Below are 13,227 nucleotides of genomic sequence, written 5' to 3' on the forward strand. Positions count from 1 at the left end.
AGATTCTAAGGTTTGGGTTTAGTGCAGTTTTCTTTCAATTAGGTTGTAGAAATCCTGAAGGGTAAAAACGTTTACAAAGTCTTCTCCAACCAATTTAACCCCAAAATTGCTTTCCACTGCAACAACCAAATCCACAAAGTCCAAGCTGTCAAGGCCAATGGTGTCCTTAAGGTTTGCATTGGGTTCCAATTCATCCTCCCCTACTTCAAAATCTTCTATCAAGAAGTCGTTGATCTTCTCAATAATGGTTTGTTTGGTCATCATACTGTTGGTCAACATTTTTTAATGATAAGTGCGGAGTTGGTTCCGCCAAATCCAAATGAATTGGACAAAAATACATCAATTTTTTTATCTATGGTTTTGTTGGCCAAGTTAAGTTTTGCCGAGTCCTCGTCTGGATTTTCAAGGTTTATGTTGGGTGCCACAAAGTTATGTTCCATCATCAACATAGAGTAGATGACCTCACTTGCGCCTGCCATCCAACATTCGTGTCCGGTCATCGATTTTGTGGAGCTTATGAGCGGGTTGGTTTTACCAAATACCTCAAAAAGGGCTTTGGCTTCATTGGCGTCCCCTACCGGGGTCGAGGTTGCGTGGGCGTTTATATAGTCAATGTCCCCCGCATCCATTTTTGCGTCTTCCAATGCTCTTTGCATCGCCCTTGAGGGTCCTTCAACATTAGGTGTAGAGATATGGTCCCCGTTGGATGAAAAGCCATAACCAATGACCTCGCCCAGAATTGGTGCGCCCCTTTGTATGGCACTATCATAACTTTCCAAAATCAAGGTAGCACCACCGCCACTGGGAATCAATCCATTTCTATCTAGGTCAAAGGGTCTTGAGGCCTTTGTTGGGTCATCTGGACGGATGCCAAAAACGCCAAGACCATCAAAACTGGCCATGGATATGCGATTGGTCTCCTGGGCTCCCCCTGCGATGATACAATCTTGCAGTCCGCTTTTTATTAAATGGTAGGCCAGGCCTATGGAGTGTGAGCCGCTCGCACATGCCGCGCTTAATGTCAAATTAATGCCTTTCAGCTTAAAAATTGTGGAAAGGTTCATGGTCACCGTAGAGTTCATGGCCTTAAAAATGGCACCTGAGCCAACAAGGGTGGTATCTTTTTTCTCTTTAATAATGTCTACGGATTCAACAACGGACAATGCAGTGCTGTCATTTCCATAAATGATCCCAACTTCGTTTTGTTCAAAAAAGTCTTCGGTAATCCCGGCCTTTTTCATGGCCTCCAGGGTGGCGACATAGGCATACCTGCTTTCCTCGCCCATACTGATCCGCTGTCTTCGGGAAAGCAATTTCTTTAGGTCCGGATCTTCGACTATGCCGGTAAGCGGAGATCTATAACCAAATTCAGTTCTAATAGGGTCGATTCCAATCCCCGATTTTCCATGATAAAGGGACTGCTTAACTTCCTCCAGACTCTTCCCAATACAGGAATAAATGCCCATGCCCGTGATCACGACTCTCTTCATCAGCCTCTACGTTTTCAATTCATCAGGAATAAATACCTCCGTTTATATTAATTACTTCGCCCGTAATATAGGATGTTTTGTCCGAAGCTAAAAATGAAACGACATGGGCCACTTCTTCGGGTTTCCCAAATCTGTTTACGGGTATCATCTTTTTTAGTTCCAATTCATCCAAATCCTCCGTCATATCTGTTTCTATAAATCCGGGGGCAACCGCATTTACAGTTATCTTTCTCTTGGCTACTTCCTGGGCCAATGCCTTGGTGGCACCAATTACGGCACTTTTGGCCGCTGAATAATTCGTTTGTCCTGGGGTTCCCTTGAGTCCGGATACGGAAACTATATTTATTATCCTGCCGTATCTATTTGTCAACAATTTTTGAATGAGGGCATTGGTGACATTATAAAATCCGTTGAGGCTTGTATTGATAACGGAGGACCAGTCCTCCATGGACATCCACATGAACAGTCCGTCCTTTTTAATACCTGCATTATTCACCAATACCTCGATAACGGCGTTTTTATTTTTGTCATGCCAATCGTCCAGTGTATTTTTTACTTCTTGGGAGTCGGTTACATTGAATTGTAGGATTTGTCCTGAACCACCCACTTCCTGGACCATCCTCAGTGTTTCCTCCGCAGCTTTCCTGTTACTGTTGTAATTGATCAAAAGCTGATATTCCAAATCCTTGGCAAGTTGCAAACAAACAGCCCTTCCAATTCCTCTAGATCCACCCGTGACCAAGGCGTATTTGATTTTTTCCTCTCCCATTAAAAATCGGATATTAATTTTTTACGAATGGCTCCGCATTTTGGTACCATTTGTTGCCAAGTAGTTCGCCTTTGGTATTAAAAAATCCCCAACCATCTTTTGATTTTATTCGGGCGAAATCGCCCAAAAAACCCTTGTCGTTGTTTCCGGCCAAAAAGGCAAGTCCGGCGGTTATGTCATATTCCATAGGGATAATTAGGTTTCCCTTGGTGTCGATAAATCCCCAATCCTTATCCTTAACGGGGGCCAGCCCATTTTCTGAAAAAATTTCCGCATCCTTGTATTGGAAATCAATGACCGTTTTTCCTTGTTCGTTTATAAACCCCCAATCTTTATTTTCTGCTACCGGTGCCAGCCCATTGGAAAATGCCCTTGCTTTTTTATAGATAGGTTGAATGACCCATTCGCCTTTAGAGTTTACAAAACCGGTCATTTTATCCTTTCTGGCATAGGTTAGGCTAGAGTTTCCATGGAAGTTCCAAACCTTGTCTGCACCTTCGATGACGTTGAAGGATCCATTATGAATGATGCCAAAATCAGCTCCTTTTTTACCGTAAACCCCGGCTTTGTTCCAGGTGTTTCCAATTTCTTCGTATTCAAGGGGAATAACAACTTTCCCCTTGTTGTCAATCATACCCCATAATTCCCCATTACGAACCTTGGCGTATCCGTCCCTAAAGGATTTAATTTCATCATAGGAGGGTTCCAAAAGCATTTTCCCATTGGTACCTATCAGCCCTATTTTATCTCCTTGACGGATAAAAGCCACGCCCTCCTCAAAGTCATAAAATTTCTCTGTATTGGGAACCTCCAATTCCTTGCCACTAGGGTCGATGTATCTCCATCGGTCTTCCTTTAAAACTAAGGCATATCCAGAATTAAAGTATTTTACTTTATCATACATTGGTTCAATGGCCCAATCCCCTTTCGTGTTGATATACCCCCACATTTTGTCCTTTTCAGCGGCCGCATATCCTTCCGAGAAGCTTTTGGCTCCTTCAAATTGGGGCTGGATCACATATTTGCCCGATGTGTCAATATAACCGAAAAGGTCGTTTTCACGAACCAGCGCCAGTTCTTGTCCAAAGGAAAAGATGACGGAAAAAAGGATTGCTAAAGTTAAAATTCGTTTCATGATTTTATATTTTGATGGTTAATAATATAGTTCTTTACTTGATTTACATAAGGATACATAATCTCATCCTCTTTGAATGGGGGAACTATGCTACGAACCGCATCGTACATTTTTTTGGTTTTGGAAGAAACCTTGTTGGCCATTTCAAGGTATTCGATCGCTTGAACAATGGTTATCATTTCTATGGCAATTACCTCATAGGTATTCTCTATTACTTTTTTGGTGATCAGGGCTGCATTGGTACCCATGCTTACAATATCTTGATTGTCGTTATTGTTAGGGATACTATGAACATACATAGGGTTGGACAACATTTGATTTTCCGCAGTAGTGGAAGTCGCGGTGAACTGAACACCCTGCATGCCAAAATTCAAACCTAATGTACCTAAATTAACGAAAGGAGGCAAGATATTGTTCAATTTAGAATTTAATAAATAGTTAAGCTGCCTTTCTGCCAACATACTCAACTTGGTAACCACAATTTTCAACTTGTCCATTTCCAGGGAAACGTAATCGCCGTGGAAATTACCGCCGTGATATACATGTTTTTTTTCCACGTCCACAATGGGATTGTCATTGGCGGAATTTACCTCTTCCATTAAGATTCGCTCTACCTCGTTGAGCGTGTCCCAAACGGGTCCCAAAATCTGCGGAACGCATCGAATGGAATAATATTCCTGGACCTTTTCCTCAAAAACGGATACCTCGTCAGTGGAAGTATAGAGATGATGTTCTCTCTTTCTTGTGAGGGAACTGTCTATTAAATGACTGCGCATGGCCCGGGCTATTTCCCTTTGGCCTTTATGTTTTTTGGTTAGATTGAGCGCTTCCGAAAGATGGTCGTCATACGCCTGCATAATTTCATTGATGGCCGATGAACAGGCAATGCCCCATTCCAATAATCTTCTCGTATAGATAGTGTTCACGATACCTATACCGGTCATTACCGAAGTTCCGTTCATAAGGCCGAGTCCTTCCCTTAAGGCTATTTTTATAGGGCTGATGCCTTCAATTTCAAATACCTCCTTAGTTGGCCTTCTTTCCCCTTTGTAAAATACTTCGCCTTCACCGATCAAGACCAACGCCAAATGGGCCAATTGCACTAGATCGCCACTGGCGCCAACACCACCATGTTCGTAAATTAAGGGAACGATGTTCCTGTTCAGCAATTGTGCCATTACTTCTATGACGGAGACATGAACTCCAGAATTCCCTAAACTTAGGGTATTCAGGCGGGCCAACATGGCCGACCTAACATATTTTGGTTCAATGGGATTCCCTGTACCAGAGGCATGACTTCGAATAAGATTATACTGCAATTGAAGTGTTTGGGAATCCTTTATTTTATATTGGGCCATGGGGCCGAAGCCTGTATTCACTCCGTAAATAATCTTATTTTTGGAGAATTCCTTTAAGAAATTATGACTTTCCTCTACGGTGTCTAATAGTACTTTTGAAAGAGTAATGGACTTTTGATTAAAAATTACATCGTAAAAATCCTGTATTCCTAGACTTCCTTTAATTTCTGGCATGTATGGTTGATTCTATAAGGTTTTAATAATACCTTAGTCTTTAAAATTAAGCCTCTCTTGGGCAAATTTAAAATAATTAGTGAATTAGGTTCATGATTGTCTAGGAAATCATTTTTAAATGAAAAAAGAAAAAACAGACGTATTGGTGATCGGTGCCGGACCTTCCGGTTCCGTTGCGGCCGCCTACCTTTTTAATGAGGGTTTTTTTGTCAAGGTGGTTGAGAAAAGCAAGTTTCCCAGATTTGTCATAGGGGAAAGTTTGATACCCAGGTGCATGGATCATTTTGAGGCCGTGGGCCTACTTGATTGCCTTAAGGAAAAGAACTTTGAAATAAAAACCGGTGCCCGTTTCTTGCAAGGTGCTAAAGTCTGTGAGTTCGATTTTAGTAAAAAACATACCAAAGGGTGGGATTGGACTTGGCAGGTTCCCAGGGCGGAATTTGATAAGACATTAACGGATGAACTACTAAAACGTGGGGTGGACATCGAATTTGAAAAAGAGGTTTTGGCGGTGGATTTCAAAGAGAATCATTCGGTTACCACAATTATGGACCAAGAAGGCAATTCTTCTGAGATTGAGGCAAAATTTATTATAGATTCCAGTGGTTTTGGAAGGGTGTTACCTAGATTGCTCGATTTGGAAAAACCCTCGGAAATACCCAAACATTCCTCTATTTTTACCCATGTACGGGATATAAGAAGACCCAGCGGATGGGAAGGGCATCGCATTACTTTTGATATTGTAAGCCAAGAAACTTGGTTATGGGTCATACCCTTTTCCAATGGATATACAAGTATTGGATATGTTGGGCCCACGGAGTATTTGGAGTCCTTTGAAGGAACCATGGAGGATAGGCTTAGGAAGATGATGAAATTGAGCGACCACTACCATGATAGGTTTGAAGGCCTGGCCTATGCCTTTGAACCCAAAATGATCAAGAACATTGCCAAATCTGTGAAACAGCTTTATGGAAAAGGTTTCGTCCTTACAGGAAATAGTGCGGAGTTTCTAGATCCCGTTTTTTCTTCAGGGGTAACCTTTGCAACGGAGTCGGCACATGTATCGGCAAAGCTTATCGCCAAGGAACTTAGAGGTGAGGAAGTGGATTGGGAAACCGAGTATTCCCAATACATGTTGGAGGGGGTAGAGGTATTTTCTACGTATGTCAAGGAATGGTATACAGGGAACCTTCAAAAGATATTCTTTACCGATTCTGAAAATCCGCTTATCAAGGAACAAATTTGTTCCGTATTGGCCGGTTATGTGTGGGACAAGACCAATCCTTTCGTAAAAAACCACCATCGGTTAGTTCGCACTGTAGCCCATATTACAGATTTGGAAAAAGAAAATGCCGGTCTTTAGACTGTCGTTTTCATGTAGTAATGTTACTTCTACAAAACTTTTTTGTTAAATTCCTGTGCTATGTTTTTTGCCAACTTGGCATAGCATTCGGAAATTCTGTATCCAGAGTTGTAATCATAACCCATAGCACCATTTCCTTGCACGTCTTGGTAACTGCCGGAGAAAAGCACTTTATCCTTTTCACCTGTTTTGTATATGGTGAAGGTTACGTCGATTTCCGCATTATGTCTTACAATTCCAACATTGTAGCCTGGATATATTTTTGTTGTATGTATTTCCATAGTATATTCCTCCGCAGTATCCTCATTAACAGATAGTTCGCCGTTATCAAAACGTTTATTAAAGGATTCTATAAATTTAGGATGGTACCTATCCGGGCGGTCACTGAACCATTCCTTTTTGAATCGTTCACCGTCTCCGGCCTCTTTTTCTTCGCGTTTGTCCATTTTGTCCTTCAAGAAGGCTTCTTCGTTTTCAAATTTCGGAATTTGCACATCGGTATAATCAAAGACAACGCTATAGGTATTTATTCCTTTTAGGTTTTTAAAATCTCCCTCATTGATTTTTAGACGTTGGGCCGATACACTTAGGGTAATGAATAATAGTAAAACGGATACAAATTGTTTTTTCATGATTTTAGTTGTTTAATTTTTTAAAAATATGGGGATTTTATTGGTTTATGATTAAATGCCCAATTGGTTAACATGCATATGGTCTTAAATTTTAATCATCAATAGTAGCAAACACCATTTGCCTAAACTTCCAACCTGTATCGTCATTTATTGGGTCCTGGGTCTGTTTCATAAGAATTCCAATGATATTTTCCCGGGGATCCGCAAAATATTGGGTATTGAAATATCCTCCCCAACTAAATGTACCTTCGCTACCATCACCACCGGACATGGCCCCTTTTTCGTTTACAATTTCAAAAGCAAGGCCGTAATCCTTGCCCCCTTCCCAAATACTTCCAATCTGATTGCTTAGAATGCTATAGACGGTCGTCCTGCTCAAAAGTCTTTTTCCGTTTAACTCGCCACCATTCAAATACATTTGAAGAAAAGTAGCGTAATCCTTAGCCGTACTGGACAAACCAGCGCCACCTGAGAAAAAGGTTCCCAGGCTGTTGGGGTAGTCTATATCAAAAATAGGCGTAGTGAAACGTTTCCATTTTTTTCCATCCTTATATTGGACGGCGACCAATCTGTCCCATTTTTCCTTAGGTAGGTAGGTAGAAATACGTATCGTTCATTTGTAAAGGCTCAAAGATTCGGGTGCGCAAAAATTCATCAAAGGGCATTCCTGAAACTATTTCTATGAAATAGCCAAGTACATCCAGACCTTCGCTATAGGTCCAAGCTTCGCCCGGTTCATGGTGCAAGGGTAGGGTCGCTAGTTTTTTTATGTTTTCCCCAATCAATATTTTTTTTGAAGTAAAGGCATCGATGATGCCGGCTTTGGCATAGATTTTTCTAAAACGGTCGTCGCCATCGATCATCCCATAGCCTATACCAGAAGTATGTGTGATGAGGTCCCTAATGGTAATCTGGTTTTTCGCAGGTTTTGTGATGTAGGTGGAATCGGCCTCGTTGAAGGCGTCCAAGATTTGTGCAGCCTGAAATTGGGGTATATACTTTGAAATAGGGTCGTTCAATTTGAACTTGCCTTCCTCCCATAGCATCATTACGGCCGTAGATGTAATGGCCTTTGTTTGCGATGCAATTCTAAAAATGGCATCTTTTTTCATTTCTTTTCCGGATTCTGAATTGTCCATTCCATAGGCCTTGTGAAAGACAATTTTGCCATTCCTTGCAATTAGCGCTACAGCCCCCGGGAGATTGCCCTTTGAGATTTCATTACTTAGCATTAAGTCGATTCTATCCAATCTTTCAGAGGACATCCCCTGTTCCGATGGATTCCCTTCTGTAAGGGCAGGACTATTTTTTATAGAACTCGTTTGTGCGGTTAGGTGTATGGACAAAAGCACAAGGAAAAGTCTGGCGAGTTGTTTCATTTCTATAGCGTTTGGATTGATTTTATTAAATGTAGCAAATGTTTTTCTTATTTAATCTATAAAATGCATCGGCCAATATTGTATGTATTATATTAGTTGCCGTCCTTTTGTGCAAATTTCATAATTTGCAGGTTTCCGTATGCAAACAGCAATTTCTGGATATTTCGGAAGGAACGCATAAAAAAAGTATCAAACTATAACAACCAACTAATTCCCTCTTTATGGATTTTCTAGCAGTATTCTCATTCCTAGGTTTTACGTTACTTGTGGCCATTATTGCCTGGTATGCCACTCGAAGTACCAACGAAAAATCATCCGATGGTTATTTTTTAGGAGGGCGAAGTCTTACGGCAGGGGTCATAGCGGGATCGCTGTTGCTTACCAACCTTTCTACGGAGCAGATTGTAGGTTTGAACGGGAGTGCTTATAAGGATGGATTGTCCGTTATGGCATGGGAGACCCTCGCGGCCATGGCGATGGTGGTTACGGCAGTGTTTTTGTTGCCCAGGTATTTGAAAGGCGGACTGACCACCGTACCACAATTTTTGGCAGACCGCTTCGATGTTACCACCAAAACGATCACCTCTGCACTCTTTTTGACCGGATATGTTGTGGTATTGTTACCGGTCATATTGTATTCGGGATCTGTAGCCATTAGCGGTATGTTCGATGTTCCGGGAATGTTCAATATATCGGAATCCTCCGCCTTGGTCTATTGTATCTGGGGGATCGGTATCATTGGTTCTATCTATGCGGTTTTTGGTGGACTCAAAGCCGTTGCCGTTTCAGATAGTATCAACGCCATAGGTTTGATAATTGGGGGATTATTGATTCCTGTTTTTGGATTAATGGCCATAGGTGACGGCAGTGTTACCCATGGACTGGATGTTTTGATGTCGGCCAATCCAGAACGTTTCGACTCTACTGGCGAGAAGGGGCAGGAAGTACCCTTTGTGACCATATTTACAGGGATGATGTTGGTACAGTTGTTCTACTGGGGAACCAACCAACAAATAATTCAGAGGGCCTTGGGGGCCAAAAATTTGGCAGAGGGACAAAAGGGATTGTTGTTGGCTGCCTTCCTCAAGATTTTGGGGCCTATTATTTTGGTACTTCCAGGAATGATTGCCTACCACTATTTTGAAGGAGGACTAGCTTCCAGTGATTTGGCCTACCCGGAATTGGTAAGGGCGGTGTTGCCTAAAACCTTGGTAGGATTTTTTGCTGCGGTTCTCTTCGGGGCTATTTTAAGTTCCTTCAATAGTGTACTAAATAGTTCTGTAACCCTTTTCGGTATCGATATTTACAAACAGCATGTCAATAAGGACGCCTCAGAGGCTACCGTAGTAAAATATGGTAAGGTTTTTGGGATTTGCTTGGCCTTGGCGGCCATGTTCATCGCTCCGTTGATTGCTAACGCAGGAAGCCTTTTTAACTATCTTCAGGAAATCAATGGAATTTATAGTATTCCCATTTTTACAATCATCGTGGTGGGATATTTAACAAAGCGGGTTCCCGCCATTGCAGCCAAAATTGGAATATTCCTGGGTTCCGCCCTATATATTGTGAGCCAATTTATCATGAAACCGCATTTTATTGGAAATGCCTTGGAGGAAGCCAAGAACGCTGGGGTTACGGACCCGGCCCAATTATCCTTGGTAGAGGCCGATGCCTATCCGCACTACTTGCACGTGATGGCCATCCTGTTCCTGATGAACTGTATCATTATGCTTGTTATAGGTAAGTTTAACCCTAGGAAAGAGGCTTTTGAATTACGGTACACGGAACAGGTGGATATTTCACCTTATAAATACGTGAAACAAGGAGGTATAGCCGTAGTGTTGATCGTCGTTGCCATTTACGTTTACTTTGCAAAGTAGCCCATATCTTTAATTTGATGGATGCAATGAAATAGGCACAGGGCGTTCCAAGGTGCTGTAGAAATCGGTCAAGATAGGTTCCTTTTCAAAATTTTCCCATAGCGTAATTTTTCGTTGGTTCTGCGGACGTTCCACCCATTGATTATCGATAAGTATGGGCGCGGGAATCTCTTGGGTGCTGCCCCAAGAAGGATTTTTAAGGATGGCCAAGGCGACCATATCGAACAAAGGCCTGCTCTGTTGGCTACCTTGATGGTCAATATGGTCAAATATGTGTTCGAATAAATTGACGGAGTAGTCTCCAAAGGTACTAAAGGAGCCTCCATGCCTACCTTCGATAGGTTCTGATGCCACCGGTCCAAGTCCGGGCATCTTTTGGTTTACTTCGGATTTGGTCACGCTTACGGCATCCGTACCAGAAGGCTTTCCATAGCGTACGGTGAACATTTCAAAGGGTATCTTACTATTGAGTACGTAGTTCATGGCGATGGTATCGTTATCCTGATTGTATTCCCCAGGCTCCGGATAATTACTACCCAACCAGACCACTTTTGTACGATCTGCAAAAGAAGGGTCTTTTTTCAATGCCAATGCTATATTGGTCAGTTTACCTACGGCTACAATGAGGACCGAATCCTTTTTCGTGGTTTCCAGAATGAAATCTACTCCTTCCTGGCCATCAAAGGCTTCAGGGTCAAATTCCTTAGAAATTTCCTCAAAATTCTTTTCTGAGCCTTTTAACAAGGGTACGGCATCCTTAAGGTTACATAGCTGCATGATGCGTTCCGCTTAATCATGATGGCCTTGGATGCCCTTTCCATTGTAGGTGGCATTCACCGTAATTCCCTTAACATCAAAAGTATCCCCATTTAGTAGCATATAAGCCAAGGCGTGTTGATCGTCGAGTTCGTTATTGGCATCGGTATCAAATATGACTTTCACTTTTTTGGGCGCTGCTTCTGCCGTGGATGATTCACCTGGGTTTGTAGATACTTTGTTGGGTTTACATTGGCAAAGACATGCCATTGTAATAAGCGTTAGAAATAGGGTGTATGTTTTCATTGCCTTGGTTTTCGGAGACCTCAAAGTACTAAAAAATATCCTGCAATGTATAGTTTGTAGGTTCTTGAGAACATGTAGTTCTTGCCCTTGAGGGTTAGAAGATGGTATATGATAAGGAAAAGGGGGGGGAACAGTTTAACGAAACTTAGGCCACCCGCTTCAGCAAATCTAAGCAAGGGCATTTGCCGCACCGTTTGTGCTCTGCCTTTTTGTACTTTTCACAACATTTGCGCTTCACCTTGCCTTCCTTGGCTAATTTATTTAAAGCCCTCTGTTGTAATTTACGTACTTTCTTTTCCTGTTTTTGGCTTTTTTTGGCCTTTTTTTCTTTTTTGGACACGGGCATTATACTACAACAGCCCAAAAATAATTATTTAAAATAAATCTAAATAAAAAGCCTTGTTAAATTTAAACCCCGTTGTTGGGCGAGGCAGCGCTTTCTACATTGATTTGCTGAATATCCCGGTCAAATAGATACAATCCGCCTTTGTCATTGCCAATGAGCTTTATTTTATCCAAAATGCTCCTTGCCAAGGCTTCTTCCTCAATTTGCTCCGCTACATACCATTGTAAAAAATTATGGGTGGCATAGTCTTTTTCCCCTAGGGAGACATGTACCAGTTCATTGATACTGTTGGAAACCATGATTTCATGTTCGTATAACTCCTCGAACATTTTTTGAAAGGTTCCAAACTCGGTTTTTGGGGCCTTTAGGGTTGAAATTTTTGCGTGTCCGCCGCGCTCGTTTACGTATTTCACAAGTTTTAACATGTGGCTTCGCTCCTCATCGGAATGCTTGTACATAAATTGCGCTATACCTTCAAGTCCCTTTATCTCCGCCCATGAGGCCATGGATAAATAAACTTGCGATGAGTCTGCCTCTACCTTAATTTGCTCGTTTAAGGCTGCTTCCATATTTTTTGACAACATTTTCTGCCGATTTTAATAGGTTTTCATAAAGATACGATTTGAAAGCGTTCCGTGCCAGTACTTACTTGGACAAGAATAGTGGAAAGAACTTAGGGTCAAATTGATTGAAGGTATTTAATAACGCGGTTATTTGACTTTGCTTGGGACTGGATGAAGAGTATTAAAATCGTAGGTTTAATCCCACCTGCCCCGGACCAAAAGTTAGGTTCCAACTTACTTTTTTGTCCTGGTCATTATATTTTTGATCGTACTTGGAATCCAAATAACGGTCAATGGACTCTACGGTAGCAATACTGATGGCAAAAGCAAAGACCATGTCGCTCAACCAATGCTGTCCGTCCCATACCCTAGATATTCCAGGAATGGCCCCAACCGTATAAATACCGGCCTTGAGCCAAGGATTTTTAAACTGTTTCGCAATGGCATAAGCGTTCGTAAAGGCTAATATAGCATGGCCTGATGGAAAGGAATGGAAATTTCTACTGGAGTTAAATGGGTCAAAGGTATCCTTTCCCAAACGCGCCAGTGGCCTGGCCCTTCCTACTGCCGATTTTAAAACCTGTTGGAGTAGCCCTGCGGAGGTAGCAGATGCCACCAAGAGAACGCCGGTCCTTCGCAATTTTTCATTTTTAAGGATGAGTCCGGTGAAATAGACACCCGATGTTGCCAAGTAATTGTTCTCAGGGTTTCCGTAGGTCTCTCCATAATCCCGAATCCATTGTGGTACCCCTTCCCGATTGTTCCTAATAAACTGGGAAGTATTATCGTCAAATAGATACACAAATCCCGTACCGCCCACAACCATTCCAAAATCGGTCCATTGTTTCCCTTTCCAATGAAATGGTCTGGAGTAAGAATGCCCGACACTTTTAAAGATAGTACCCATATCATAGGTAAACATTTTCCATCGGGTATCTACTGTATCCACGGGCTTAACTTGGGCATTTGAATACAAGGATATGGATAGAATGATTAAAAGAATGTATTTCAAAATAATTGTTTAAGATTTTAAAACTATTAAAAAATTGATTTTCACCTATGTCATAAAAGTAAAA

At 41.8% G+C, this 13,227-nt stretch carries 15 protein-coding genes; 2 read left to right on the plus strand and 13 right to left on the minus strand.

The window, feature by feature from the left end; genetic code table 11:
• Positions 1–18: 18 nt before the first annotated feature.
• From BFP75_RS08430 to hutH, 5 genes are read right to left on the minus strand one after another with little or no spacing between them, the layout of a single operon-like run.
• On the minus strand, positions 19–261 hold the full coding sequence (locus BFP75_RS08430) for an acyl carrier protein (protein ID WP_099544865.1): 243 nt from the start codon (positions 259–261) through the stop codon (positions 19–21).
• A gap of 11 nt (positions 262–272) precedes the next feature.
• Positions 273–1,493: a beta-ketoacyl-[acyl-carrier-protein] synthase family protein gene (locus BFP75_RS08435; protein ID WP_099544800.1), complete on the minus strand. Its 1,221-nt coding sequence runs from the start codon at positions 1,491–1,493 to the stop codon at positions 273–275.
• A 19-nt stretch (positions 1,494–1,512) separates the two neighbouring features.
• Positions 1,513–2,244, minus strand: a complete 732-nt coding sequence (gene fabG / locus BFP75_RS08440) for a 3-oxoacyl-ACP reductase FabG (RefSeq protein WP_099544866.1) — start codon at positions 2,242–2,244, stop codon at positions 1,513–1,515.
• A gap of 28 nt (positions 2,245–2,272) precedes the next feature.
• Positions 2,273–3,394, minus strand: coding sequence for a WG repeat-containing protein (locus tag BFP75_RS08445; RefSeq protein ID WP_099544801.1), 1,122 nt, complete (start codon positions 3,392–3,394; stop codon positions 2,273–2,275).
• Positions 3,391–4,926, minus strand: coding sequence for a histidine ammonia-lyase (hutH, locus tag BFP75_RS08450; RefSeq protein ID WP_099544802.1), 1,536 nt, complete (start codon positions 4,924–4,926; stop codon positions 3,391–3,393). Before hutH ends, BFP75_RS08445 begins: the two co-directional genes overlap by 4 nt.
• 118 nt (positions 4,927–5,044) lie before the next feature.
• Between hutH and BFP75_RS08455 the strand changes: the two genes are divergently transcribed.
• Positions 5,045–6,289: an NAD(P)/FAD-dependent oxidoreductase gene (locus BFP75_RS08455; RefSeq protein WP_099544803.1), complete on the plus strand. Its 1,245-nt coding sequence runs from the start codon at positions 5,045–5,047 to the stop codon at positions 6,287–6,289.
• Between the two features lie 29 nt (positions 6,290–6,318).
• Here the strand turns inward: BFP75_RS08455 and BFP75_RS08460 are convergent, their stop codons facing one another.
• From BFP75_RS08460 to BFP75_RS22560, 3 genes are all read right to left on the minus strand, one after another.
• Positions 6,319–6,921 (minus strand): hypothetical protein, encoded by a 603-nt coding sequence (locus tag BFP75_RS08460; RefSeq protein WP_099544804.1) that lies wholly within the window; start codon positions 6,919–6,921, stop codon positions 6,319–6,321.
• A 91-nt stretch (positions 6,922–7,012) separates the two neighbouring features.
• A complete protein-coding gene (locus BFP75_RS22555; RefSeq protein ID WP_262497605.1) occupies positions 7,013–7,489 on the minus strand; it encodes a serine hydrolase domain-containing protein in 477 nt (158 codons plus the stop codon).
• A 16-nt stretch (positions 7,490–7,505) separates the two neighbouring features.
• Positions 7,506–8,300 carry a serine hydrolase domain-containing protein gene (locus BFP75_RS22560; protein ID WP_262497606.1) on the minus strand — a complete coding sequence of 265 codons (795 nt, stop codon included), beginning with the start codon at positions 8,298–8,300 and terminating at the stop codon, positions 7,506–7,508.
• Positions 8,301–8,521: 221 nt separating this feature from the next.
• On the opposite strand from BFP75_RS22560, the gene BFP75_RS08470 reads away from it, so the two are divergent.
• Entirely contained in the window at positions 8,522–10,180 is a 1,659-nt protein-coding gene (locus tag BFP75_RS08470; protein ID WP_099544805.1) for a solute:sodium symporter family transporter, read from the plus strand.
• A 9-nt stretch (positions 10,181–10,189) separates the two neighbouring features.
• Here BFP75_RS08470 and BFP75_RS08475 read toward each other — a convergent pair whose 3' ends face one another.
• The 5 genes from BFP75_RS08475 to BFP75_RS08490 form a co-directional block, all read right to left on the minus strand.
• Positions 10,190–10,957 (minus strand): nucleoside hydrolase, encoded by a 768-nt coding sequence (locus tag BFP75_RS08475; RefSeq protein WP_206073523.1) that lies wholly within the window; start codon positions 10,955–10,957, stop codon positions 10,190–10,192.
• A 12-nt stretch (positions 10,958–10,969) separates the two neighbouring features.
• Entirely contained in the window at positions 10,970–11,242 is a 273-nt protein-coding gene (locus BFP75_RS22085) for a hypothetical protein (protein ID WP_206073525.1), read from the minus strand.
• Positions 11,243–11,387: 145 nt separating this feature from the next.
• Positions 11,388–11,582, minus strand: coding sequence for a hypothetical protein (locus BFP75_RS08480; RefSeq protein WP_240531742.1), 195 nt, complete (start codon positions 11,580–11,582; stop codon positions 11,388–11,390).
• Positions 11,583–11,650: 68 nt separating this feature from the next.
• The gene (locus BFP75_RS08485) at positions 11,651–12,172 is read right to left on the minus strand and encodes a ferritin (protein ID WP_099544807.1); all 522 of its coding nucleotides are present in this window, start codon (positions 12,170–12,172) and stop codon (positions 11,651–11,653) included.
• 160 nt (positions 12,173–12,332) lie between these two features.
• Positions 12,333–13,163, minus strand: a complete 831-nt coding sequence (locus BFP75_RS08490) for a phosphatase PAP2 family protein (protein ID WP_240531743.1) — start codon at positions 13,161–13,163, stop codon at positions 12,333–12,335.
• Positions 13,164–13,227: the final 64 nt, after the last annotated feature.

Source organism: Maribacter sp. 4G9, assembly GCF_002742265.1.
Lineage (GTDB): Bacteria > Bacteroidota > Bacteroidia > Flavobacteriales > Flavobacteriaceae > Maribacter.